Consider the following 25,651-nt stretch of genomic DNA (forward strand, 5'->3'; position numbering starts at 1 on the left):
TGTTCCGGCAAGCGCCGGTTAAGCCAAGTCGACGAATCGTGCACACAGGCGCTGTCCGCCTCATGCTCGCCGGCAGGTGGCTGATTTGTTGGGTTATTACCTGGCAAGAGCTGGTTCGACGGGGCAGGCGGTGGGGCGCCGGCTGCCGCCGGGAACGCTTAGCTCGGAAGGCTCAGTGCCCAAACATCCAGGACGATATGGGCCACCACCAGTGGCCAGAGCCGGCCGGTGCGGGCGTACAGCCAGGCGTACAGCAAGCCCATCGGCACGATCGAGATCACCCCGACGCTGCCCTGGTAGAGGTGGTAGGCGGTGCGGATCGCGGTGCTCAGGTGGATCGCGGTCCAGGTGCTGCGGCGCTCGCGCATCGCCGTGATCAGATAACCGCACACCAGGGCTTCCTCGTAAAAGCCGTTCACCACCGAGGCCGCGAGCCGCATCGGCCAGCCGATGTCGCTGGCGACCGGCACCGCTTCGTCGACCGGCGGCAGGCTCAGGCCGAACGCGAGCGCCAGGGCCTGCAGCAGCCAGAACAGCATCGCGGTCAGTACGGCCAGGGCCAGGCCCAGCGGCAGGTCGGTTTTCGCCGGTGCCGGGCCGAGCCTGGCCAGGTTCCAGCCGCGCAGCGACAGGAACACCGCGAGCACCGCCAACACCGGGATTTCCAGGCTCAGGATCGAAGCCAGCCCGGCGCCGTCGATCGGTGTCGGCGGTTGCGGGTAGGCGACGGCGGTCAGGCTGCCGAGGACCGGCCAGGCGAACGCCAGCACCAGCACGAAGACGAATTCGTTGCGCGCCGAAAGCGACTTGATCCAGCGGTCCATGCCTGTGCCGGTCGTGAGTGAGGCGGTGACTCAGGTCCTGCGCAGGACCAGTTCGAGGACGAACTTACTGCCGAAGAAGGCCAGCACCAACAGGATCATCGCCGCCAGGGTCCAGCGCACCGCGGTGGTCCCGCGCCAGCCGTAACGCCAGCGCCCCAGCAGCAGGCCGCCGAAGGCCAGCCAGGACAGCACGCTGAGCACGGTCTTGTGCACCAGATGCTGGGCGAACAGGTTCTCGACGAACAGCACCCCGGTCAGCAGGGTCGCGGTCAACAGGGCGAAGCCGACCGCGATGGTGCGGAACAACAGGCTTTCCAGCTCGACCAGCGGCGGCAAGGCGCGTAACCAACCGTGGAACTCGCGCCGGCGCAGGGCGCGTTCCTGCAGCCACAGCATCAGCGCGAACAGGGCGGCGACGGCCAGGGTGGCGTAGGCGAGCAGGGCGAACCAGGCGTGCAACTGCAGGCGCCAGTCCAGCGGCGCGGGGTGCTGGACGTGGCCGGTGAACTGATAGGCGCCGAGCATCAGCGCGGCGAGCGGGAACACCACCACCCCGAGCGCGGCCATGCGCCCGGAGGCGCCGACGATCGCGGTCAGCGCAGCCATGCCCAGGCCGACCAGGGACAGCGCGGCGAAGAAATGCAGGTCGGCGCCGCCGGCGGCGCGCCAGGCGAGAAAGTGGGCGGCGCCGTGCAACAGCACCGCCAGATTGGCCGGCAGCAGCCACAACCGCGCCTGTCGCCCACCGTCGTGGCGCACCGCTGCGATCAGCAACCCGCTGGCGACGAGGTAGAGCGCGACCGCGATGAGAACGATTGTCATCGCGGCAGTGTGGCATAGCGGCATGGCGATCTGCAGCGGCCGGATGGCGGATTCGCGCGCCGGGCTATACTTCGCGGTCTTATCAGACCCATACGGCAAGGCCGCCCGGCATCGTCCCGGTCGCGCCGGCCCCAACGCAGGTAGCGCGCGCATGTTCGAATCCCTGACCCAACGCCTCTCCGGCACCATCGAGCGCCTGCGTGGCCGCGGCCGTCTGACCGAGGAAAACATCCGCGAATCGCTGCGCGAGGTCCGCATCGCCCTGCTCGAGGCCGACGTGGCCCTGCCGGTGGTGCAGGCCCTGATCGAGCGCATCAAGATCCGCGCGGTCGGCCAGGAAGTGTTGAAGAGCCTGACCCCGGGCCAGGCCCTGATCAAGGTGGTGCGCGACGAGCTGACCACGGTCATGGGCTCGCAGGCCGCCGATCTCAATCTCAACGTGCCGGCGCCGGCGGTGATCCTGATGGCCGGCCTGCAAGGCGCCGGCAAGACCACCACCGTCGGCAAGCTCGCCAAGCATCTGCGCGAGCGCCGCAAGAAGAAGGTCATGGTGGTCTCGGCCGACGTCTACCGCCCGGCCGCGATCGAGCAGCTCAAGCAGCTCGCCGAGCAGGTCGAGGTGTTGTTCTTCGCCTCGGACGCGTCGCAGAAGCCCGTGGACATCGTCCGCGCGGCGATCGCCGACGCGCGCAAGTCGTACGTCGACGTGCTGCTGGTCGATACCGCCGGCCGCCTCGCCATCGACGAAGCGATGATGAGCGAGATCAAGGCGCTGCACGCCGCCGCCGCGCCGGTCGAGACCCTGTTCGTGGTCGACTCGATGACCGGCCAGGACGCCGCGATCACCGCCAAGGCCTTCAGCGAAGCCCTGCCGTTGACCGGCGTGGTGCTGACCAAGACCGACGGCGACGCCCGCGGCGGCGCGGCCTTGTCGGTGCGCTACGTCACCGGCCGCCCGATCAAGTTCATCGGCGTCGGCGAGAAGCCCGACGGCCTCGACGTGTTCCACCCCGACCGCGTCGCCAGCCGCATTCTCGACATGGGCGACGTGCTGTCGCTGGTCGAGCAGGTCGAACAGCAGGTCGACAAGGACAAGGCGCAGAAGCTCGCCGAGAAGGTCGCCAAGGGCAAGAAATTCGACCTCAACGACATGAAGGACCAGCTCGAGCAGATGCAGAACATGGGCGGCCTGCACGGCCTCATGGACAAGCTGCCGGGCATGGGCCAGATCCCCGAGTCGGTCAAGAACCAGGTCACCGGCAAGGAAGTGCCGCGCATGGTCGCGATCATCAATTCGATGACCAAGAAAGAGCGCCGTAACCCGGGCCTGCTCAACGGTTCGCGCCGCGCGCGCATCGCCAAGGGCGCGGGCCTGACCCCGGCCGACGTCAACAAGCTGATGAAGCAGTATCAGCAGATGGAAAAGATGATGAGCAAGCTGTCCGGCGGCGGCATGAAGGGTTTGATGCGCGGCATGAAGGGCATGATGGGCGGCCGCGGCGGTATGCCGTTCCGCTGATCGTGCGTCGCGCGTGCCGATAAAAAACGGCGGCCGTTCGGTCGCCGTTTTGGTTTTATGCGGATTCGATGTGCAACGAGTTCGGCCTGAGCCGAGCCGGCGGCCTGACCTCTGCGACAGCCGGCTCAGCTGCAGCCACTACGGGGCTGGAAGCGGCTTTGTTCAGGAATGAGGCCCCGGAAGCCCACGATTCGGCCCGATTCGGGCTTGGGGCAGGGCCCGGGTTTGCCCAAGCCGCGGAATCGGTTAGACTTTCCGGCTTACCCCGTCATTCCGACGGCTGGGCAACACAGGAAAGCAGACCCCATGGTCAAGATTCGACTGACCCGCGGCGGCGCCAAGAAGCGTCCGTTCTACCACATCATCGTCACCGACAGCCGCAGCGCCCGCGACGGCCGCAACATCGAGCGCGTCGGTTTCTACAACCCGGTGGCCGCCGGCGCCGAAAAGCGCGTCGAGCTCAACGTCGAGCGCGTGAAGCACTGGGTCTCCCAGGGCGCGCAGCTGACCGAAAAGGTCGCCGACCTGTACAAGCAGGCCGTCAAGGCCGCTCCGGCCGCCTGAGCCGGCGGGCCGCGCGCCTGGCGCGCGGCCCGATTACCGCACCGATGACAGATTCCACGCGCCGCATCCTGCTGGGCAGGGTGCTTGGCGCTTTCGGTCTTCGCGGCGAAGCCAAGCTCGAGTCCTGGACCGAGCCGCGCGTTGCGATCTTCCGCTACCAGCCCTGGATCGTGCGCGACCCGCAGGGCCGCGAGCGCGAGCTTTCGGGCGTGCGCGGGCGCGAAAGCGGCAAGTACCTGATCGCCAATTTCCCCGAAGTCACCGATCGCGACACGGTCGAGGCCATGCACGGCACCGAGATCTACGTGCCGCGTTCGGCGCTGCCGCCGCCCAAGGCCGGCGAATACTACTGGGTCGACCTGGAAGGCCTGCGCGTGGTCACGACCGAGGGCGTTTCGCTCGGCACGGTCTCGCACCTGTTTTCCACCGGCGCTAACGACGTGCTGGTCGCCCGCGACGACACCCGCGAGCGCATGATTCCGTTCGTACTCCCGCAGTACGTCACTTCGGTCGATTTCGACAACAATACGGTCACGGTCGACTGGGATCCCGAGTTCTAGGAACGAGTGAAGAGGAACGAGGAACGAATGCGTTCCCGTCTCTCTCGCAGCGTTTCGGCAGTTCCCGCATTGCCACTCGTTTTTCTTTACTGGGCACTCGTTCCTCGCTCCCATGCGCATCGACGTCATCAGCCTGTTCCCCGAATTCGTCGCCCAGTGCGCCGCGTTCGGCGTGGTCGGCCGTGCCGGCGAACGCGGGCTGCTGTCGCTGCACGGCTGGAATCCGCGCGATTACGCCGAGGGCAACTACCGCCGCGTCGACGAACGTCCGTTCGGCGGCGGTCCCGGCATGGTGATGCTGATCGAGCCGCTGCGTGCCGCGATCCGCGCCGCGCGCGCGGCCGATCCGACCCCGGCGCGGGTGGTCTATATGAGCCCGCAAGGCGTGCGCCTGGACCAGGCCAAGGTCCGCGAACTGGCCGCCCACGAGCGCCTGATCCTGTTGTGCGGCCGCTATGAAGGCGTCGACGAGCGCCTGATCCAGGCCGAGGTCGACGAGGAAGTCTCGATCGGCGACTACGTCCTGTCCGGCGGCGAACTCGCTGCGGCGGTGATCGTCGACGCGGTCGCCCGGCTCCAGGACGGCGCCCTCAACGACGCCGAGTCGGCGGTCCAGGACAGTTTCGAGGACGGCCTGCTCGACTGCCCGCATTACACCCGCCCGGTCGAGCACGAGCTCGGCGGCGTGCCGGCGGTGCTGATGTCGGGCAACCACGCCCATATCGCGCGCTGGCGCCGGCAGCAGTCGCTGGGCCGGACCTGGCAGCGCCGGCCCGACCTGCTCGACGAGGCGGCTCTGTCCAAAGCCGACCGCAAGCTGCTGGAGGCCTACCGGGCCGAGCTGGCCGCCTCGCAGGCCGCCGCAGAGCCGGGCGAGGGCGGGGCTGGAAGCGTTTCCAGTGCCGATCAGGCCCCGGCCAAGGCTCCCGGCCCGGGTCGGACGGCCTGAGACGGGCAGCCCAAGCTGGCAACCCGATAAAAAATGCCGCTATAATTAGCCGCTTAGCCGTACCCATTTGCTGTACCGATGCCATGACGCGGGTCCACGTGCACTCGCGCAACAACTAATCCAACAGGCCGCACCCATGAACAAGCCCTCTATCCACACCCTGCTGCAGAACTTCGAAGCCGAACAGATCCAGCGCAAGCTGCCCGACTTCAGCCCCGGCGACACCGTCGTGGTCAACGTCAAGGTCAAGGAAGGCAACCGCGAGCGCGTCCAGGCCTATGAAGGCGTGGTCATCGCCAAGAAGAACGGCGGCCTGAACTCCTCGTTCACCGTCCGCAAGATTTCGCACGGCTTCGGCGTCGAGCGCGTCTTCCAGACCCACAGCGCGATCATCGACTCGGTCGACGTCAAGCGCCGCGGTAAGGTTCGCGCCGGCAAGCTGTACTACCTGCGCGGCCTGGAAGGCAAGAAGGCCCGCATCAAGGAAGACCTCGCTGCCTACGCGCGCGCCAAGAGCGCTGCCGCGGCTGCCGCAGCCGAGTAATCCCGTCGCCGCGCCTCACCGCGCAGCGCATCGAACGGCCGCCGTAAGGCGGCCGTTTTCGTTTCCGGCGGCGTCAGGCCGAAGCGAAACGGCGGCGGCTGGAACGGGCCGGTTCTCGCCGGCTTTCGACGTCGCCGCCGCGCTGCTGACGCAGCCGCCGAGCGCGTCCGCGACATAGGCCGCAACGGCCCCGCTTTTCGACCGCTCCCGGAATATACGCCGGGGCCGGTTCGCGCTAGATTCCCGACGCGGCGCCGCCCGCACGATGCCGCCCCCGCGGCAGGAGAGCGCAACGTGAATCCCGGTTTGTCCGAAGGCGATATCTGCACCTATCTGCGCAGCGACGGCGCATGGGGATTCTTCTGGGTGCAGCGTATCGATGCCTTGCCCGACGGCCGCGACGCCTTGTCGCTGCGCAAGTTCGACACCCACACCGCCGAGGAAGTGCTGCGCGAGCACGTCGACGAGGTCGCCGAACTCAAGAGCCTGCGCCTACTCGGCCATTTCCCCATCGTCGGCACGCGCGTGGCCGAGGTCGAGCCGCGGGTGATCGGCCATCTGCCGGTACGCGAGAGCGACCTGGAGGGCTACCGCATCTGGCGCGAGGCCTTCGACAAGGGCGAGGCTGGGGTGTTTACCTTGCCGTTGCAGGACATCTGACCCCGCCCGCGGGCATGGCGGCGCACGAATCTGCAGCGTCTACGCGCCGCAATGCCGACCGGCGCGGCGTCAGCGAACAGGGCGCTCGCGCGCAGGCGTGCCGACGATGTCGATCTCGCCGATCTCGCCGATCTCGTCGGTCTCCTCAGGACTCGCATCGGCCACCGGCGCCGACGGCGACGCGGCGATTTCGGCCGGGGTGGCGATGGTTTGGGCAGCGATCGGCGCGACGACGCGCTCGGGCGCGGCCATCATCCGCGAACGTCGCCAGCCACCCCAGCGGTAGTAGGCGATCGACATCAGCATCGAGCACAGCGCGCTGACCGGGAAACTCCACCACAGCGCATCGGTGCCGATCGCCGGCTGCAGCAAGGTCGCGAACGGCACGCGGATGCCCCATAGCGCGAAACCGAGGATCAACAGCGGCGGCACCACCGCGCCCGTCGCGCGCACCACGCCGGAAATCACGAAGGTCACGCCGAAGAACAGGAACGACCAGATCGCGATATGGTTGAGATGGCGCGCGATTTCGAACGAAGCGCTGCCTTCCGGCAGGAACAGCGCCAGGGTGTAGCGGTCGAACAGGATCAGCGGCACGATCAGCGCGCCGGTCATGAGGAAGTTGAAACCGGTGCCGGTGCGCGCGGTCGCGTCGACGCGGTCCCAACGCCCGGCGCCGACGCTCTGCGCGGCGATCGACGAACAGGCCGCGCCGATCGCCATCGCCGGCATCTGCACATAGGTCCACAACTGCAGCGCGGCGCCATAGCCGGCCGCGGTGCCGGTGCCGTGGGCATTGACCAGGCTGATCATCGCGATCATCGCCAACGAGATCAGCACCATCTGCAAACCCATCGGCACGCCCTTGACGATCAACGCGCGCAACACGGTCGGGTCGATCTTCAGCAGATGCGCGTCCTGGCGGCCGAGCCAGAGCACGTGGCGCTTGCGTCGCAGATACAGCAGCATCGCCATCAGACCCAGGCCCTGGGCGAAGAAGGTCGAAGCGGCCGAGCCGGCGATGCCGAGCGCGGGGATCGGCCCCCAGCCGAAGATCAGCAAGGGGTTGAAGGCGATGTCGAGCACCACCGCCATCAGCAGGAAGCGGAACGGCGTGCGCGAATCGCCGGCGCCGCGCAGGGCCGCCGAGATGAAGGCGAAGGCGTACAGGAACGGCATCGACAGGAAGATCACCCGCAGGTAGTCCTCGGCCAGCGGCAGCGCCGCCGCGGGCGTGCCCATCGCGCGCAACACCGGATCGGCCATGAACCAACCGGCCGCGGCGATCAGCGCCGACAGGCCGATGAAGAAGGTCGCGCTGGTGCCCATGACCCGGCGCGCGCGCGCGGTGTCCTTGGCGCCGATCGCCTGGCCGATCAGGATCGTCGCGGCCATGCCGATGCCGAAGATCGAACCGATCAGGAAGAACATAATGTTGTTGGCGTTCGCGGTCGCGGTCAGCGCGGCTTCGCCGAGATAACGCCCGACCCAGATCGAGTTGATCGAGCCGTTGAGCGACTGCGCGGCGTTACCGGCCATGATCGGCAGCGCGAAAGCGATCATCGTGCGTCCGATCGGACCTTCGGTCAGCAGATGGCTGCCGCGTGAGGGGCTGGGGGCCATGACGGGATCCGTGCGGAGTCGGCGCAGTATGCCGGCTGATCGGTGAGCGGGTCGTCGCCCTACCTGCGTCGGCAGCGGGAACGTCGGCCCGCGGCCCTCAGTTGCCGTGTAGGAACGCAGTGGTATCTTTCGCGCCGATGAGCAAGCAAGAGATTCCTTCGCCACCGCCGCAGGCCTCGGTCCGTCTGGATCTGTGGTTGTGGGCGGCGCGTTTCTTCAAGACCCGCAGCCTGGCGCGGCAGGCGGTCGAGACCGGCAAGGTCGAGATCGGCGGTCAGCGCGGCAAGGCCTCGCGCGCGCTGCGCGTCGGCGACGCCTTGCGCATCGCGCGGGGCGAGGAAATGTTCGAGGTCGCCGTGACCAGGCTCAGCGATACGCGCGGGCCGGCAAGCGTCGCCCAGACTCTGTACGCGGAAACCGAAGCCTCGCGCCTTGCCCGCGAGCAGGCACGGGCGATGCGCGTGGCCGAACGCAATGGCTATCGCGCGCCGGAGACCAAGCCCGACAAGCGCGCGCGGCGCTTGATCAAAGCCCTGGGCGATATCGACGCTCTGTGAGTTGCGCGCGTGTCGCCGTTCGATAACGGCGAATCGATGGCGGCGAAAACGAAAACGGCTGCGCCTGGGCGCAGCCGTCGTCGATACATCGGGAAAACCAGCCTGGATTCAGCGCTGGCCGCCGCCGAGCAGGCCGCCGCCGATCTTGAGCAGATCGCCCAGGCCCAACTGGCCGTCGCCGTCCTGGTCGAGCACCGCGCCGAGCAGGCCGCCGCCGAGGCCGCCCTGCTGGGAAATACGCTGCTCTTCCTGGCCGAGCACCTGGCCGAGCGCCTGCGGCGATGCCGCCTGGTTGCCGCCCGACATCATGCGTTGGGCGAGATAGGACAGCACGATCGGCGCCAGTACCTTCAACAGCGTATTGGCCTGGCTGCCGCCGAGACCGGTGGCCTGGCCGAGACCTTCCGCCGCGGTTTCCTGGCGGCCGCCGAAGATGTGGCCGAGGATGCCGGCGCCGTCGGTCTGCCGGCTTGCGCCGCCGCCGCCGAGCACCGCACCGAGCACGCTGCCGATGTCGAGACCGCTGCCGGCGCCGGCGTGGTCGCGTTGCAGCGCGCCGAACAGCGCCTCGGCGCCCTGCGGCTGGCTGGCGTTGCGGCCGAGCGCGCCGAGCAGCAAGGGCAGGGCGGCGCTCACCGCGTTCTGCGTCTGCGGTTGCGACAGCCCGAGCTGGCTGCCCAGTTGCGCCAGCGGCTGGCCCTGGAGTTGGTTGAGAAGGTCGTCGGTCAGCGAAGCGCTCATCGGGGTCGGTCCGTTGCAAGGAACCCAGATGCTAGCGCCGGCCGGTGAGCTTGGGGTGAGATTCGCGGGTTTTTTTCGATAGCACACTTACCCGCCGATAAGCGGGCGATAGAAGGGCGATAAACGAAGATTCATGCGCTCCATGGCGATCCGTCGCTCGGGCCGCGAGGCGCCGACTCGCGCAGCTACCGGCTCGGAAACGCAACGGGCCGGCCATCCGGCCGACCCGTTCGAGTGGAAGCCGTGCTGGCCAGGCTCAGGCGAGGTCGAAGCGATCCGCGTTCATCACCTTGTTCCAGGCGGCGACGAAGTCGTGGACGAACTTCTCCTGCGCGTCCGAGCTCGCATACACCTCGGCCAGCGCGCGCAACTGCGAGTGCGAGCCGAACACCAGGTCGACGCGGGTCGCCGTCCACTTCAGTTCGCCGCTCTTGCGGTCGCGCCCTTCGAACACGTCCTTGGCGTTCGAAACCGGCTTCCACACCGTGCTCATGTCGAGCAGGTTGACGAAGAAGTCGTTGCTCAGCGCATCGGCGCGATGGGTGAACACGCCGTGCCGGCTCGGGCCGACGTTGGTGCCGAGCATGCGCAGGCCGCCGACCAGCACGGTCAGTTCCGGTGCGCTCAGATCGAGCAACTGGGCCTTGTCGATCAGCAACGATTCGGCGCTGACCTCGTACTTGCCCTTGAGGTAGTTGCGGAAGCCGTCGGCGATGGGTTCGAGCACGGCGAAGGAATCGACGTCGGTCTGCGCGGCCGTGGCGTCGGTGCGTCCCGGAGCGAACGGCACCTTGACCGGATGGCCGGCGTTCTTCGCCGCCTGCTCGACGCCGGCGGCGCCGGCCAGCACGATCAGGTCGGCCAGCGAAACCTTCTTGCCGCCGGATTGCGCGGCGTCGAAGTCTTGCCGGATCGCTTCCAGGGCCGACAGCACCTTGGCGAGTTGCGCCGGCTGGTTGACCTCCCAATCCTTCTGCGGGGCCAGGCGGATGCGCGCGCCGTTGGCGCCGCCGCGCTTGTCGGAGCCGCGGAAGGTCGAGGCCGAAGCCCAGGCGGTCGAGACCAATTGCGAGAGCGGCAGGCCCGAAGCCAGGATCTTGCTCTTGAGCGCGGCGATGTCCTGCTCGTCGATCAGCGGATGGTCGACGGCCGGAACCGGGTCCTGCCAGATCAGTTCTTCGGCCGGGACTTCCGGGCCGAGGTAGCGCGCGCGCGGGCCCATGTCGCGATGGGTCAGCTTGAACCAGGCGCGGGCGAAGGCGTCGGCGAGTTGATCCGGGTTTTCCAGGAAGCGGCGCGAGATCTTTTCGTAGGCCGGATCGAAGCGCAGCGACAGGTCGGTGGTCAGCATGGTCGGCGCGCGGCGCTTGTTCGGGTCGTGCGCGTCGGGAATGGTGCCAGCGCCGGCGCCGTCCTTCGCGATCCACTGGTGCGCGCCGGCCGGGCTCTTGCTCAGTTCCCATTCGTAGCCGAACAGGTTTTCGAAGAACTGGTTGCTCCACTGCGTCGGCGTGCTGGTCCAGGTGACTTCCAGGCCGCTGGTGATCGAATCGCCGCCGAGACCGCTGCCGAAGCTGCTGGCCCAGCCCAGGCCCTGCTGTTCGAGATCGCCGCCTTCGGGCTCGCGGCCGACGTGCGATTCGGGACCGGCACCGTGGGTCTTGCCGAAGCTGTGGCCGCCGGCGATCAGAGCGACGGTTTCCTCATCGTCCATGGCCATGCGCGCGAAGGTCTCGCGGATGTCGCGAGCCGCCGCGAGCGGGTCGGGGTTGCCGTTCGGGCCCTGCGGATTGACGTAGATCAGGCCCATCTGCACGGCGCCGAGCGGGTTCTCCAGGACGCGGTCGCCGGAGTAGCGCTTGTCGCCGAGCCAGGTGGTTTCGGTGCCCCAGTAAACGTGTTCTTCCGGCTCCCACACGTCGGCGCGGCCGCCGGCGAAGCCGAAGGTCTTGAAGCCCATCGACTCCAGGGCGACGTTGCCGGTGAGGATCATCAAGTCGGCCCAGGAAATCTTGTTGCCGTACTTCTGCTTGATCGGCCACAGCAGGCGGCGGGCCTTGTCGAGGTTGCCGTTGTCCGGCCAGCTGTTGAGCGGGGCGAAACGCTGTTGGCCGGCGCCCGCGCCGCCGCGGCCGTCGAAGGTGCGGTAAGTGCCGGCGCTGTGCCAGGCCATGCGGATGAACAAGGGGCCGTAATGGCCGAAGTCGGCCGGCCACCACTCCTGCGAGTCGGTCATCAGCGCGTGCAGATCGTTCTTGACCGCGGCCAGGTCGAGGCTCTTGAAGGCTTCCGCGTAGTCGAAGCCCTCGCTCATCGGGTCGGCATGCGGGGTCTGTTGGTGCAGGACCTTGAGGTTGAGCTGGTTAGGCCACCAGTCGCGGTTGGAGGTGCCGCCACCGGCGGTGTGATTGAAGGGGCATTTGCTTTCGTTTGACATGGCTACGTGCCTTTGAGGATGTGGATCCGGCGACTGGGGACGTGGGGCTGGGTGGCGCAACGATGTGCGCACGGGCCGCCCTGGAGCGGCTCGTGCAAGTTCTTCAGGAGGGGGGCGACGGATCGGTCGATCGATCGTCGTGCGATGAAAGCGATCCGTGCGAGTGCGCCGAGGCAAGATGCGGACGTTCGCGTACCGGACCGTCGAGGGCGATGGTCGGCGACATCGGGTGTGGTTCGTCCTGTTGGCTCATCGCTGGCGTTCCGTGTCACGAAGGGACGAGGGAACGATAGGCCGGGACCATCCGCATGTGAAATCGATCCTTTCGACTTATCCGATAGGGAACGGCTATGGACGGCGATGCGCGACGGCGGCACCGCCGTTCCATCCAAGACGGATCATGGAAGGCTTATCGCTGCGAGGCCGTGACCGCCTGACGGATTCGGAAGGGTCGTACAGCCGGCCGATTCGATCGCGGCCGACGGCCGGGAGGAGCAGGAGCGACTCGAGCCGCGACCGCGTGGGCACGGCCGGTGATGCTCTCGCGGCTTGCGCCGCTCCTACCCATGAGATGTGCGGCGCATCAGGCGCCCATCAGCCGCCCTGCATGACGTCGAACTCGCCGCCGAGCACGCGGTCGAGGCGGCCGCTGCGCCAGCCGCGCACGCCGTCGCGGACCAAGGGCGAGGGCGACTCGCGGTAACGCCGGCTGATGCGCCGCTCGCCTTCGGCCGCGGCCTGGGCGACGCGCGCACGGCCCGGCAGGTCCGGTGCCACCTGCACCGACAACGAGACGCGGCGGGTGACGCCGTCCTCCTGGTCTTCGAGCACGTGCAGGCCGGACTCGGCCTGCAGCAGGTCGAAGGCGCCGAAACCGCTCACCGCCAGCCAGGCCTTGCAGCGCTCGGCGTCCTGGCGCAGCACTTCCACGCGCATGTTGCGGCGCTGCGCCCAGGCCAGGTACATCGCCAGCAGGCGCTGCCACCACAAGCGCAGGTCGGGGCCGTGGCGCAGGTGCGCGGCTTCGTCGGTATCGATTTCGATCAAGGCATCCTGCGGGCGCTGTTCGCGAACGGCGTCGACCGCCAGGCCGAGCAGGAACAGCAACTGGGCGATGCGGCCGGCGAATTCGTCGTTGCCGCCGTCCTCGCGCAAACGATGGTGCATGCGATGGGCGGTATCGAGCGCGCTCTCGATGCGGTCGCGACGTTCGATGCGGTCGAGCACCAGATGGCGGTCGCCGGCGTTCCAGAAATCGGCCTCGGCCATGCGCGCGTAATCGGCTTCGCGCGCCGAGACCCAGTCTTGCGAGGTCACGGTGAGGTCGAGCTGCTGCAGGCGGGCATCGAGCCGCGCCACCGACGCCGCCGCAGCCGACGGCGCATGCACCAGATCGCGCAGGTCGCCGGCGTCGGCGGGCGCGGCGACTTCGGCCACGGCGCCGTCGTTGCGCCGCGACGCGTCGGGATCGATGAACTGCACGTCGAGCTGGTCGCCGGCGCTGCGCACGAACAGGAACTGGTCGCCCTGCGGAGCGCGGTGTTCGACGATGCTGCGCGCCAGGGGGGCGAGCAGGTAGTGCTCGATCGCGCGGCGCAGCGGCCGCGCGCCGAGGTCGGGGGTGAAGCCGCGGTCGAGCAGGAACTCGATCGCCGAGGGCTCCCATTCCACCGCCCAGTCGCGATTGCGCAGGCCGCGCCGGGTCAGCACGCGCTTGAGCTCCTTGTGCAGGATCTCGCGCATCAGGCTGCGGTCGAGCGGATTGAACAGCACGATGCGGTCGAGACGGTTGAGGAACTCGCGGCGGAAGGTCTCGAACAGCGCCTTCTCGACCGCGTCGCGCGAATAACCGCCGCGCGCCGAGGTGAAACCCGGGCCGGCGCTGCGCGAAATGGTCGAGCCGACGTTGCTGGTCAGGATGATGATGCTGTGGCGGAAGTCGGCGGTGTGGCCGCTGCGGTCGCTCAGGCGCGCATCGTCGAACACCTGCAGGAACAGGTCCCAGACTTTCGGATGGGCCTTCTCGAACTCGTCCAGCAACACCACCGAGAACGGCTGCTCGCGGATGCGCGAGGTCAGCGAACGCACGCCGCTCTGGCCGCCTTCGTCGGCGGTCAGGCGCCAGGCCGAGTCCTCGGACTGGAACTCGCTCATGTCCAGACGAAGGAGGCGTTCGTCGCTGCCGAACAAGAGCTCGCCGAGCGCTTTGGCCAGTTCGGTCTTGCCGGTGCCGGTGGGGCCGGCGAACAGGAACACGCCGATCGGGCGGCTGCTGTCGATCAGCCCGGCCTTGAGCATGGCGATGCGGTCGAGCAGGGCGTCGACGGCTTCGTCCTGGCCGATCACGCGCTGACGGAAAAACGCGCGCAGACGGTCGAGGTCGAGGCTCTGGCGGTCGTCGATGACGTCGAGCGGCAGGCCGCTGCGCTGGGCGATGGTCGCCAGCAGGCGCTCGGCGTCGAGCGGCAAGGCCGGCGGCGTTTCCGCCAGCGCGCTCTGCAGCGCATCGTTGAGCAGGCGCAGCAGGCGGCCGGGTTCTTGCTGCTCGGGGAAATACTGGGCGGCCATGCGCGCGCCCTCTGCCAGCGCGCGCGGGTCGGCGACCGGGCGACCGAGGCGTTCGCCTTCCAAACGCGCCCACTCGGCGGCGATCGCCTCCAGCGCATCGGCTTCGGTCGGCAACAGCGGCACGATTTCGACGTGGTGCTTGATGACCGGACGCGCGATCAGCAACTGCGCCAACTGGCGCGGGGTGATCTCGCCGATCACCCGCAACTGGCCGCGCTCGATTGCCGGCAGCACCAGGTCGAGCAGGCCGCGCGGGTCGCGCGAGTGCGAGCCCTTGGCGAGCAGGTCGAAGAACTCCGGTGCGCGCCACACCGCGCGCTTGCGGTTGAGCACGCCGAGCATCTCGCGCACCCGCTCTTCGAGTTCGCCGATATAACTCTGGCCGGACAGGATCTCGGCCGCCGAGGCCTCGAACACCAGCCAACCTTCGGCCTGCAGACGCTCGGCCAACAGGTCGATCAGCACGGTCTTGCCGACGCCATGTTCGCCGGAGACCAGCACCGAGGCGGCGTCGTCGCCCGACAGCAGTTCGTGCAGGCGTTCGAGTTGGCGGGCGAGGGCGTCGTGGACGATGCGCGCCTGCGCCTTGGCGCTGGCGTTGACCCGGCCGAAGGCGCCTAGCACGCGGCTTTCGCGGCGCGCATTGGTGGCGTGTTCGGCCTGCTCGATCAGCGGTTCCAGCAGCGGCGACTGGAAGCGCTTCAGGGTGTCGCGTAACTGCGTCGCGGCGTGCTCCTCCAGTTCCTCCAGCACCGGCGCGGCCGGCGCCGGCCCGAATTGTTCGGCCCATTGCAGGTAGTCGCGCAGTTGCTGGCGCACCGGGGCGAAGTCCCACCACCACGGCTGGGCATGGCGCAGCAGCTTGGGCAGCTCGCTGGCGTCGGGGCGGGTGCGCAGGTACTCGACCAGGAAGTGCAGCGGGTAACCGCCGAACTGGCCGACGTGCTCGAACACCGGGTCGAGCGCGACGTCGCTGCGGTGCGGCAGGGCCTTGGTGATCATCGATTGCAGTACGTAGCCGGTGCCGCTGAGCTGGCGCACCAGGTCGGCGGCGCTGAAGGCTTCGCTCGCGACCAGATCGACGCCTTGGTGGAACTCGGGCAGGGCGAGCAGGTCCTGCGGACGCTGGATGCGTTCGTCGACCGCATCGATGGAACGGACCAACCGAAGTAATCGATCCTCTGGTGCTTCGGCCGTTTCCGAAGTCGATTCAATCGGTGCTTCGGCTTCGTTTTGGATTTGCTCGACAGCCGGCGTGTTTTCCGTATCCGCCCGCGGCGTATCCGTCGAGGCAGCGACGATCGCCGCCTGCGGCCGATACAGGCGCGCGAGAATCAGGCCGGCGATCAGGCCGACGACGAGTAATAGGGCTTCCACATGCGCTCCGGTGTCCGTTCCGGGCATTAGTTTAGCGGTTCGTCCGATAGGGACCGTGCGCTATGACTGTCGGCGGCGATGCCGTTCGATGCCGCTATCGATCTCTCAGTCGTTGTCCCCGCGAAGGCGGGGATCCAGAGACTTCAGAGTGATGCCGCGGTAGAGCCCTGGATCCCCGCCTTCGCGGGGATGACGGGATTATCGGGGCGGACCGCGGCGGGCAACCAAGCGGCACCCGTCTGCGTCGTCACCGCACTCTGCGCTCAGGCCAGCGCCTTGATCCGGTACAACGCTTCCAGCGCCTGCTTCGGCGTCAGTTCGTCCGGATCGACTTCGGCAAGCGCATCCAACGCGGCGGACGAGGTCGCGAACAGGCCGAACTGCTGCGGCTGGTCGAGCGCAGCGGTGGCGAACGAGGGCTTGGGCGTCTCGCGACCTTGTTGTTCCAGCTCGATCAAACGCCCGCGCGCCTGCTTGACCACCGACTTCGGCAGGCCGGCCAACGCGGCGACCTGCAAGCCGAAGCTGCGATCGGCCGGGCCGTCCTTGACCGCATGCATGAACACCAGTTGGTCGCCGTGCTCGACCGCGTCCAGGTGGACGTTGGCGATGCCGTTGCCGGGCTCGGCCAATGCGGTGAGCTCGAAGTAATGCGTCGCGAACAAGGTGTAGGCGCGGTTGCTGTGGGCCAGGTGGCGCGCGCAGGCCTCGGCCAGGGCCAGGCCGTCGTAGGTCGAGGTGCCGCGGCCGATCTCGTCCATCAGCACCAGCGACTGGTCGGTGGCGTGATGCAGGATGTAGCTGGTCTCGCTCATCTCGACCATGAAGGTCGACTGGCCGCGGGCGAGGTCGTCGCCGGCGCCGATGCGGGTCAGGATGCGGTCGATCGGGCCGATCAGCGCGCGCGAAGCGGGCACGAAGCTGCCGATGTGGGCGAGCAGCACGATCAGCGCGTTCTGGCGCATGTAGGTCGACTTACCGCCCATGTTCGGGCCGGTGATCACCAGCATGCGGCGGCCATTGTCCTCATCGAGAATCAGGTCGTTGGGCTCGAACGGGTCCTTGCGCACCGCCTCGACCACCGGGTGGCGGCCGCGTTCGATGCGCAGGCCGGGCGTGTCGCCGAGTTCCGGCTGCGACCAGTCCAGCGCCTGCGCGCGTTCGGCGAAACCGCACAGCACGTCGAGCTCGGCCAGGGCCGCGGCGCAATGCTTGAGCGGCTCCAGGCGTTCGTTGAGGGCATCGAGCAATTGTTCGTACAGCAGCCGCTCACGCGCGAGCGAGCGCTCGCGCGCCGACAACACCTTGTCCTCGAACTGCTTGAGTTCCTCGGTGATGTAGCGCTCGGCGTTGCTGAGCGTCTGCCGCCGGGTGTAGTGGGTCGGCGCCTTGTCGGCTTGGCCCTTGCTGATTTCGAGGTAGTAACCGTGGACGCGGTTGTAGCCGACCTTGAGCGTGGCGATGCCGCTGCTGGCGCGTTCGCGCGCTTCCAGGTCGACCAGGAACTGATCGGCGTTGGTCGACAAGGTGCGCAGCTCGTCGAGCTCGGCGTCGTAGCCGGTGGCGAATACGCCGCCGTCGCGGGCCAGCACCGGCGGCTGCGGCACGATGGCCTCGGCCAGCAGATGCGCGTGGGCGTCGTGTTCGCCGAGTTCGGCGCCCAGCGCGTTGAGGCGCGGCGCATCGAGCGGCGCCAGAGTGGCGCGCACGTCCGGCAACAGGCCGAGGCCGTCGCGCAGAGTCGACAGGTCGCGCGGGCGCGCGCTGCGCAGGGCGATGCGCGAGAGGATGCGTTCCAGATCGCCGAGCGCGCGGAAGCGTTCGCGGATGTCGTCGCCGGCGCGGCTTTCGATCAAGGTCGCGACCGCCTGGTGGCGATGACGCAGGACGCTGCGGTCGCGCAGCGGGCGGTGCAGCCAACGCCGCAGCAGGCGCCCGCCCATCGGCGTCACGGTGCTGTCGAGCACGCCGAGCAGGGTGGTGCGGCTGTCGCCGTCGACGCGGCTGTCGAGTTCGAGATGGCGGCGGGTGGCCGCGTTCATCGCGATCGCGCCGTCGCCGGATTCGATCGCGATCGAAGTCAGGTGCGGCAGGCGTTGCTTCTGGGTTTCCTCGACATAGCCGAGCAGGGCCGCGGCGGCGGCGATCGCCAGCGGCTTGTCTTCCAGGCCGAAGCCGCTGAGATCGTGCAGGCCGAAGAAACGCAGCAACTGGCGGCGGCCGCTGTCGACGTCGAACAGCCACGGCGGACGACGGCGCATGCCGTTGCGTTCGGCCACGAACGGCGGCCAGCCGTCTTCGTCGGCGACCAACAGTTCGGCCGGCTCCAGCCGGGCCAGTTCGGCTTCCAGCGCGTCTTCGCTGGCGACTTCGTTGACCAGGAAGCGGCCCGAGGCCAGATCGGCCCAGGCCACGCCGTAAGCGTGCTTGCCGCGAGCGACCGCCAGCAACAAGGTGTCGCGGCGTTCGTTGAGCAGGGCCTCGTCGGTGACCGTGCCCGGGGTGATGATGCGCACCACCTTGCGTTCGACGATGCCCTTGGCCAGGGCCGGGTCGCCGATCTGTTCGCAGATCGCCACCGACTCGCCGAGCGCGACCAGGCGGGCGAGATAGCCTTCGGCCGAATGGTGCGGCACGCCGGCCATCGGGATCGGTTGCCCGGCCGAGTTGCCGCGCTGGGTCAGGGTGATGTCGAGCAGTCGCGCCGCCTTGCGGGCGTCGTCGTAGAACAGCTCGTAGAAATCGCCCATGCGGAAGAACATCAGTACGTCCGGATGCTCCGCCTTGGCGGCGAAGAACTGGCGCATGAGCGGGGTATGGGCGTCGAGATTGCGGGCGCTGGAGGAGTCTGGGGCGGACACGAAATACCGGGTGTTCTGATGCGGGAGGAGCCGGCGCGCTGGGGCTGCAGGCGGGCGCACAGTATGCCAGCCGGGCTGAGGGCCCGCGCCGCGCTGGCCTGTGTTGCCGGGGCGGGACTGGCCCGCGTGCGATGCGCACGCTCAGCGGCCGTTCGCGGTCCGATACAGCAGCAATCGTCCGGCGTCCTCGCCGACCCACCAATGGCCGTCGTGCGACACCGCGACCGGCTTGGCCGAGCTGTCGGCCGGGGCGACGAATCCGGCCGGCACGGCGCGCGGCGGTTGCGTGCGTTTGCCGGCGACGCCGCCCGGGTCGCTGGCGGCATCGGCGACGCCGGCCGGTAACGGCTCGGCCGGATAGCGGGTGAGACCGCAGTGCAGGTCGATCCAGACCGGATGGCGCAAGGGCCCGACGCCGTCGGAATGGCCGTAGCCGGCGGCAGCGAGGCCGTCGCCCGCGGTGCCGAGCGCGCGGCTGAGGTCGGCGGCTTCGCTGCGGCAGCCGAGGCCGCCGTCGCGCCAGCGCTCGGCATGGTCGCCGACCAGCCACAGGTCGCCGTCGGGCGCGTAGGCGAGGTCGGCGATCTCGCTGTCGCCGGCGAAGTCGGCGACGCGGTCGGTGTGCAGGTCGAGCACGTGCCAGCGTTTGCCGTCGCTCCAGGCGAGCAGCGGCCGGCTCGGGTGAAACGCGACCGCGCCGGCTCCGGCGAGCAGACGCGGCGGTGCGGCTTCGGCGGTGGCCGACGCGGTGGGCGATGCAAGGGCAGGGCGTGCGGCGCCGGCCCGGCAGGCCGGCAACAGGGCGACCGCACAGGCGAGCGCGAGACAAAGGCGGTGCGCGTGGCGACTCATGTGCGGACCAGTCTAGCCATCGCGAGGCGAGGCGCCGCGGCCTGGGTCACGGTACCTGGCCGATGCCCATGCGATCCCAGACCGCCTCCAGCCCGCCCTGGCGATGGCTTTGCATCATGTTGCGCGCATCGCCGGCGTCGAAGCCGGGGTGGTATTCGACGTGCGGACGGTCGGTAAACCCTTGCCAGTTGCCGCCCCATTCCAGGCCCTGGGCGACGGCGATTTCGCCGTAACGGTCCCAGTTGTTGGTCTCGGCCCAGCTCGGCCGGCCGTTGGCGTCGTTGAAGACCAGGTCGACCGCGACACCGTAGTTGTGCCAGGACTGGCCGGCGCGCGCGTTGGTGACCCGGTTGCCTGGCGCGGTGCGGCCCTGCGCGTACAGCGTGTCCTGTTCGGCGAAGGTGCGATAGGCGGTATCCACGCGCATGTTCATGCCTTCGCGGCGCGCCTGCTCGATCACGGCAGTGACGCGATTGGCGACTTCCTGATTCAGGTTGGGATCGGCGAGGCGGCCGCGCGGATCGGCGGCATGCAGATCGACCAGGGTCCGGGTCTGCGCGCCGATTTGTTCGGTCAGTTGCACGCGGGTGCCGATGTTGTCGTAGACGCTGCGCGCGGCGGCTTCGTTGGCGAGCTGGACGGTGCCGTCGTTGCGGATCGTGCCGACGGTGCGGCCCTCGGCATCGAGCAGATTGCCGTTCTGGATGCCGTAGGTGACGCCGTCCAGGGTCAGGGTGCCGGCGTCGGGCGTCAACGAGGACGGTGTCGCCTGCGGGTTCAAGCTCACTTCCGCTGCGCCCTGCAGATAGGTCGCGGTCGCCGCGTTCGGCGCGCTCATGAAGGAATTGAGCGATTCGACTTTCTGTTCTTCGCTGAGCTGGCCGAAATTGCGGTCGGCGACCAACTGGTCGAGCGCGGCGACCGCCTGCGGGTTCTGCGCCAGCTCGGCGCGGATCTCCTCCTCGCGCTCTTCGCTGATGCTCGGCGTGGCCTGGGCCTGGGCCTGGGTGGCCGAGGCGGTGGATTGCGATTCGCTGCTGTGCGATGCGCCATTGACGCTGTCCATGGGCGTAGTCCTTGTTCGGGGGAACGGCCGGAACTTCGCTGCCTGGGCGAGGTTCCACGGAAGGTTCGCCTGCATTGCACGCCGCATGCATCGCTGTCGCCACCTGGGATCGACCCTAGCGCCGGCGGACCGATGACGCAGTTTTCGTGCACGGCTGTGCAGTCGCGTTTGCGCATTCCGACACGACGCTGTCGTGCCCTCGCTTCGCGAACGCGCGAACGTTCGTTCGTTTTTAAGCCGCGAACCACGATGCGACGCGCTTCTGCGCTTTTGCTTGCGTTTGCCTACACAAAGGTGTTGCATCGCCGCATGACGTTCGTTAACAGCGTGCTAATTTCCGCACGCCGATTCGATCCACGCCTTACAGACTCAGGCTGCAATCGCTCACGGATTACGTATCGAACAAGGATGTGATCCGCGCAGGGGACGGCGCGGTATCGCAGACACGGGTCGGACCCCCGGACGCATGCCTTCATCTTGCGCACCCGCCGCACCGGACATCGAAGTCCAGCACGTCCCGAACGTTTTCAAACTTGGGGGAAACCAGATGATCGCTCGTCAGCCGGGTCGCAAGTCCTTGTCTTTGGCCATCGCCTTATCAGTGGCGTCGCTCGCCGCGACCGCACAGGCGCAACAAACCGGTGCTGCCCCCGCCGAAGAGGAGGCCACGACCTTGGCCGGCCTCACCGTGACCGCGCAAAAGCGCGAGGAGGCCATGCAGGACGTGCCGATCTCGATCACCGCCTTGCCCGAGCAGTTACTGCAGGACACCGGCGTGCGCGACGTCAAGGACCTGCAGGTGCTGGTGCCCGGCCTGACCGTGAGCAGCACCCAGAGCGAAGTGCAGACGGTGGCGCGCATCCGCGGCATCGGCACGGTCGGCGACAACGCCGGCCTGGAGTCCTCGGTCGGCGTGGTCATCGACGGCGTCTACCGCCCGCGCAACGGCGTCGGCTTCGGCGACCTCGGCGAGATCGAGCGTATCGAAGTGCTGAAGGGCCCGCAGGGCACGGTGTTCGGCAAGAACACCTCGGCCGGCGTCATCAACGTCATCACCCGCCGGCCGAGCTACGACACCACGGTCGAGGGCGAGCTGACCATCGGCAACTACGGCGCGGTCGGTCTGGCCGGCTCGTTCAATACCGCGATCGGCGAGAACGCCGCCTTCCGCGTCTACGCCGGCAAGCGCAAGCGCGACGGTTTCACCGACGTCGAGATCGGCCGCGGCCCGCGCGGCGAGCGCGAGGACGGCGACCAGAACTTCCACACTTTGCGCGGTCAGCTGCTGTTGGAGCCGACCGAGAACCTCGACATCAACTTCATCGCCGACTACAGCAGCCGCGAAGAGAACTGCTGCGTCGGCCTGACCACGGTGCGTGGCCCGACCTCGGCGATCATCAATGCGCTGGTCGGCGGCACCGGCGTCGCGCCGGTCGCCGATCCGTTCGCGCGCGTGGCCTGGAGCAATCGCCCGACCACCCAGGACATCAAGGACAAGGGCATCTCGGCCGAGGTCAACTGGATTACGCCCTGGTTCGGTGGCGCCACCCTGACCTCGATCACCGCCTCGCGCGACTGGCAGGCCATGAACGGCCTGGATTTCGATTTCACCACCGCCGACCTGATCTACCGCAATCCGGATCCGGACGAATCCTTCACCGGCTTCAAACAGTTCAGCCAGGAGTTCCGCCTGACCGGCGCGACCGACAAGCTCGACTGGATGTTCGGCTTGTTCTATGCCGACGAAGACCTCAAGCGCAACGATTCCTACAGCCTCGGCGCGCACTACGAGCCGTATCTGTCGACCGCGGTGCTGAGCCAGATCGCCGCGCGCTTCCCGGCCGGGCTGATCAACACCGCCAATGCCGCGACCTTCTTGTCGCAGGCTTCGGGCCGCCCGTTCGGCAGCAGTTTCGGCGGGCTCGGTGCGCTCGACCGCTACCAGCAGAACAGCAAGAGCGTGGCCTTGTTCACCAATAACACCTGGCATGCGACCGACGCCCTCGATATCACCTTGGGCCTGCGCTACACCAAGGAGAACAAGGAACTCGACTCGGTCTACAGCAATCCCAACGGCGGCCTCGGTTGCGGCGCGGCGCTGGCCAACCCGACCCGGGTCGGCGCGGCCCTGGCCGCACGCGGCGTGCCGGCCGCGGCGCGCGCGGCGCTGGTCCAGCAGGTGGTCGGCTTCATGTGCCTGCCGTGGGCCAACACCCTGCACAACGGCCGGGTGACCAACCAGGAACGCGACGAGAAGGAATGGTCGGGCACGATCAAGGCGGCCTACCGCTGGAACGAGCACGTCATGGGCTACGCCTCGGCCGCGCGCGGCTACAAGGCCGGCGGCTTCAACCTCGACCGAGTGCAGTCCTCCAACGGCCTGTCCTCGGGCACCGCCGGCATCGCCCCGGTCAACGACACCTCGTTCCCGGGCGAGTTCGTCGACAGCTACGAGCTCGGCGCCAAGACCACCTGGGCCGACGGCAATCTGCTGCTCAATGCGACCTTGTTCCACCAGACCTACACCGACTTCCAGCTCAACAGCTTCCTCGGCACCAGCTTCGTGGTGCGGTCGATCCCGGAGGTGGTGTCGCAGGGCATCGACACCGAGATCCTGTGGCAGACCGGGCTCAAGGGCCTGATGCTGCAGGGCGGTTTGATGTACGCCGACACCAAGTACGGCAACGACCCGCTGCCCGACGCCGACCTGGCCAAGTTGCCCGGCGCGCGGGCGAGCTTCGCGCCGCTGTGGTCGGCCTCGGCTTCGGCGACCTACCAGTGGGACTTCGGCGCCTCGCTGGTCGGTCGCTTCAACATCGGCGCCAAGTACTCGTCCGACTACAACACCGGTTCCGACCTCGACCCGGAGAAGGGCCAGGAGGCCTACACCGTGGTCAATGCGCGCCTGGGCATCGGCGCCAAGAACCGGCGCTGGATGGTCGAAGCCTGGGCCATGAACCTCACCGACGAGGAGTACAAGCAGGTCGGCTTCGACGCCCCGTTGCAGACCGGTTCCTGGAACGCCTTCCTCGGTGCCCCGCGCACCTACGGGGTGACTTTGCGGGTCATGTACTGAGCAATGCGGGAGCGGCGGCGACGCCGCTCTCTTTTTGCTGATCGCTCCAGTCTTTTGTAGGAGCGGCGCAAGCCGCGACTGTGCCGCCGCATCTACGTCGCCACCGGATGCAACCCCGCGTCCCGTGTCGCGGCTCGCGCCGCTCCTACCCCAAAGCGGTGCGGCGCGGCTCAAGGGTAGGAGCGGCGCAAGCCGCGACCGCGCCGCCGCAACTACGTCGCCACCCGATGCAACCCCGCGTCCCCGTCGCGGCTCACGCCGCTCCTACAGGGATACCGCGCCGCGCATAGGGCGGCCTGCGCGCCAATCGGCCGTCGATCCCGACCGTCCAGGCAAAGCCACGTCCGCGACGCCCGTTATAGTGGCGCCATGACGCCCGATACCAGCGACTCCGCCCTGCGTGGCCTCGCCGAACGACTCGGCGAGGCGGCGCGCCTCAACCACCACATGCTGGTCACCGCCGAGAGCTGCACCGGCGGCTGGATCGCCAAGACCCTGACCGACATCGCCGGCTCCTCGGCCTGGTTCGGCTGCGGCATCGTCGCCTACAGCTACGAGGCCAAGCAGTCGCTGCTGAGCGTGCGCCCGCAGACCCTCGAGCAATACGGCGCGGTCAGCCGCGAGACGGTGATCGAAATGGTGTCCGGCGCGCTGGCCAATACCGGCGCGACCATCGCGGTCGCGGTGACCGGCATCGCCGGCCCCGGCGGCGGCACCGACGACAAGCCGGTCGGCACCGTCTGGATCGCCTGGAAACGCCGCGGCGGTTACCCGATGGCCGAGGTCTTCCATTTCGACGGCGATCGCGAAGCGGTGCGGCGCAAGACCGTCGCCGCGGCGCTGCACGCGATGCAGTCGCTGACGAGCTGATGCGGCAGCGGGCGCTTCGGCACTCGTGGTCGCCAGGCGCGACCCGGTCCGGCTAGCGTGGCGAATCCGCCGACTCGGTCGCCGCGCCGGTTACGCCGATCCATCGGTGGGTCGGCTTCGACCCGGCCAGATCTGTCCCGCTCGATCCGTCTCAATCAGATCCGTCCCGCTCGATCAATCCAACGCGCGCGTCCAGACCTGGCCGACCAGGTCATGGCCGAAGCTGTGGTGCGGCGCCTGTTCGATCAGGCTGAAGCCGCAGCCTTCGTAGATCTTGCGTGCCGAGCTCAGTACGTCGTTGGTCCACAGCAGCATCCGCCGATAACCGGCGTCGCGCGCGAAGGCGATGCAGGTTTCGACGAGACGTCGGCCGACGCCCAGGCCGCGTGCGCGCGGGTCGACCAACAGACAGCGCAATTGCGCGGTCGCGGCATCGTCCTCGTTGCGGACCACGAACACGCAGCCGATGCGCTCGCCGTCGAGTTCGGCGATCCAGCAGCGCTCGTATTGCGGGTCATGGCGGGTCGCGAAACGCGCGAACAAAGTGGCGACCAGGGCTTCGAACTCGCCGTTCCAGCCGTACTCGTCCGCGTACAGCCGGCCGTGGCGTTCGATCGCCCAACCGATGTCGCCGATCCGGTGCTCGCGCACCAGCAAGCACTGCGCAGCCGGCAGCGACGGCGTCGATAAGGCCTGTTCGGCCTCGCGGATTGCGCGCAACAAGCGGTCGCGATCCAGCGTCGACAAGGCCGACAGCATCGCCGCGGTCGACTCGTGCGAGCTGCGGTCGAGCGCGGCGAAGGCTTCGCGGCCTTTCGCCGACAGAGTCAGCACGAAGCTGCGCGCGTCCTGCTCGGAGCGGGCCTTGTCGATCAGACCGTCGCCGGCGAAGCCCTGCAGAATGCGGCTCAGATAGCCCGGGTCGAGGCCGAGCACCTCGCCGATTTCGCGCGCGGCGACCGGCTCGCGCTGGGCGAGTTCGAACAGCACCCGCGCCTGGGTCAGCGGGAACGCGCTGTCGAGCAGGTCTTCCTGCAGCACGCCGATCCGGCGGGTATAGAAACGGTTGAAGGCGCGGACGGCATCGACGTCGGCGGTCTCGGCAGCACCGGTCATGAAGGGGCTCGTAGAGATAGGCAGGACGAAGGCCAGACTAGTTAGATGTTTGACTTTGTCAATTA

19 protein-coding genes are annotated in these 25,651 nt (G+C 68.2%); 9 read left to right on the forward strand and 10 right to left on the reverse strand.

All coding sequences use genetic code 11. From position 1 onward, the window contains the following. Positions 1–158: 158 nt before the first annotated feature. Complete coding sequence (locus EX88_RS0109405) at positions 159–824, reverse strand: CPBP family intramembrane glutamic endopeptidase (RefSeq protein WP_051884831.1); 666 nt, start codon at positions 822–824, stop codon at positions 159–161. A gap of 30 nt (positions 825–854) precedes the next feature. Further along, entirely contained in the window at positions 855–1,646 is a 792-nt protein-coding gene (locus EX88_RS0109410) for a cytochrome C assembly family protein (RefSeq protein ID WP_031371747.1), read from the reverse strand. A gap of 151 nt (positions 1,647–1,797) precedes the next feature. Here EX88_RS0109410 and ffh point away from each other — a divergent pair, with 151 nt between their 5' ends. The 6 genes from ffh to EX88_RS0109440 all read left to right on the forward strand — a co-directional run bounded on the left by ffh (position 1,798) and on the right by EX88_RS0109440 (position 6,442). Then, entirely contained in the window at positions 1,798–3,165 is a 1,368-nt protein-coding gene (gene ffh, locus EX88_RS0109415) for a signal recognition particle protein (protein ID WP_031371748.1), read from the forward strand. 306 nt (positions 3,166–3,471) lie between these two features. Then, positions 3,472–3,729 carry a 30S ribosomal protein S16 gene (gene rpsP / locus EX88_RS0109420; protein WP_031371749.1) on the forward strand — a complete coding sequence of 86 codons (258 nt, stop codon included), beginning with the start codon at positions 3,472–3,474 and terminating at the stop codon, positions 3,727–3,729. Positions 3,730–3,773: 44 nt separating this feature from the next. Beyond that, positions 3,774–4,289: a ribosome maturation factor RimM gene (rimM, locus tag EX88_RS0109425; RefSeq protein WP_031371750.1), complete on the forward strand. Its 516-nt coding sequence runs from the start codon at positions 3,774–3,776 to the stop codon at positions 4,287–4,289. Positions 4,290–4,401: 112 nt separating this feature from the next. Then, positions 4,402–5,238: a tRNA (guanosine(37)-N1)-methyltransferase TrmD gene (trmD, locus tag EX88_RS0109430; protein WP_081930802.1), complete on the forward strand. Its 837-nt coding sequence runs from the start codon at positions 4,402–4,404 to the stop codon at positions 5,236–5,238. A gap of 136 nt (positions 5,239–5,374) precedes the next feature. After that, the gene (rplS, locus tag EX88_RS0109435) at positions 5,375–5,782 is read left to right on the forward strand and encodes a 50S ribosomal protein L19 (RefSeq protein WP_031371752.1); all 408 of its coding nucleotides are present in this window, start codon (positions 5,375–5,377) and stop codon (positions 5,780–5,782) included. A 294-nt stretch (positions 5,783–6,076) separates the two neighbouring features. Continuing rightward, positions 6,077–6,442 (forward strand): hypothetical protein, encoded by a 366-nt coding sequence (locus EX88_RS0109440; RefSeq protein ID WP_152566190.1) that lies wholly within the window; start codon positions 6,077–6,079, stop codon positions 6,440–6,442. Between the two features lie 69 nt (positions 6,443–6,511). Here the strand turns inward: EX88_RS0109440 and EX88_RS0109445 are convergent, their stop codons facing one another. Continuing rightward, complete coding sequence (locus EX88_RS0109445) at positions 6,512–8,065, reverse strand: MATE family efflux transporter (protein WP_031371754.1); 1,554 nt, start codon at positions 8,063–8,065, stop codon at positions 6,512–6,514. Between the two features lie 137 nt (positions 8,066–8,202). Here EX88_RS0109445 and EX88_RS0109450 point away from each other — a divergent pair, with 137 nt between their 5' ends. Further along, positions 8,203–8,622, forward strand: a complete 420-nt coding sequence (locus EX88_RS0109450; protein ID WP_036148455.1) for an RNA-binding S4 domain-containing protein — start codon at positions 8,203–8,205, stop codon at positions 8,620–8,622. A gap of 108 nt (positions 8,623–8,730) precedes the next feature. Here the strand turns inward: EX88_RS0109450 and EX88_RS0109455 are convergent, their stop codons facing one another. The 6 genes from EX88_RS0109455 to EX88_RS24460 form a co-directional block, all read right to left on the reverse strand. Then, positions 8,731–9,363, reverse strand: coding sequence for a DUF937 domain-containing protein (locus EX88_RS0109455; protein WP_031371756.1), 633 nt, complete (start codon positions 9,361–9,363; stop codon positions 8,731–8,733). A gap of 256 nt (positions 9,364–9,619) precedes the next feature. Next, entirely contained in the window at positions 9,620–11,800 is a 2,181-nt protein-coding gene (katG, locus tag EX88_RS0109460; protein WP_031371757.1) for a catalase/peroxidase HPI, read from the reverse strand. Positions 11,801–12,394: 594 nt separating this feature from the next. After that, entirely contained in the window at positions 12,395–15,532 is a 3,138-nt protein-coding gene (locus EX88_RS0109465; protein ID WP_235186227.1) for an AAA family ATPase, read from the reverse strand. A 476-nt stretch (positions 15,533–16,008) separates the two neighbouring features. Then, positions 16,009–18,552, reverse strand: coding sequence for a DNA mismatch repair protein MutS (gene mutS, locus EX88_RS0109470; RefSeq protein WP_031371759.1), 2,544 nt, complete (start codon positions 18,550–18,552; stop codon positions 16,009–16,011). A gap of 195 nt (positions 18,553–18,747) precedes the next feature. Further along, positions 18,748–19,458: a hypothetical protein gene (locus tag EX88_RS0109475; protein WP_152566191.1), complete on the reverse strand. Its 711-nt coding sequence runs from the start codon at positions 19,456–19,458 to the stop codon at positions 18,748–18,750. Between the two features lie 46 nt (positions 19,459–19,504). Beyond that, positions 19,505–20,524 (reverse strand): M15 family metallopeptidase, encoded by a 1,020-nt coding sequence (locus tag EX88_RS24460; RefSeq protein WP_051884833.1) that lies wholly within the window; start codon positions 20,522–20,524, stop codon positions 19,505–19,507. Positions 20,525–21,071: 547 nt separating this feature from the next. On the opposite strand from EX88_RS24460, the gene EX88_RS0109485 reads away from it, so the two are divergent. Then, positions 21,072–23,600, forward strand: a complete 2,529-nt coding sequence (locus tag EX88_RS0109485) for a TonB-dependent receptor (RefSeq protein ID WP_031371762.1) — start codon at positions 21,072–21,074, stop codon at positions 23,598–23,600. A gap of 369 nt (positions 23,601–23,969) precedes the next feature. Then, a complete protein-coding gene (locus EX88_RS0109490; protein WP_031371763.1) occupies positions 23,970–24,470 on the forward strand; it encodes a CinA family protein in 501 nt (166 codons plus the stop codon). A gap of 174 nt (positions 24,471–24,644) precedes the next feature. On the opposite strand, the gene EX88_RS0109495 is transcribed toward EX88_RS0109490, so the two are convergent. Continuing rightward, positions 24,645–25,586, reverse strand: coding sequence for a bifunctional helix-turn-helix transcriptional regulator/GNAT family N-acetyltransferase (locus EX88_RS0109495; protein WP_031371764.1), 942 nt, complete (start codon positions 25,584–25,586; stop codon positions 24,645–24,647). Positions 25,587–25,651 lie beyond the last annotated feature (65 nt).

This window comes from Lysobacter antibioticus (assembly GCF_000731095.1).
Classification (GTDB): domain Bacteria; phylum Pseudomonadota; class Gammaproteobacteria; order Xanthomonadales; family Xanthomonadaceae; genus Lysobacter; species Lysobacter antibioticus_B.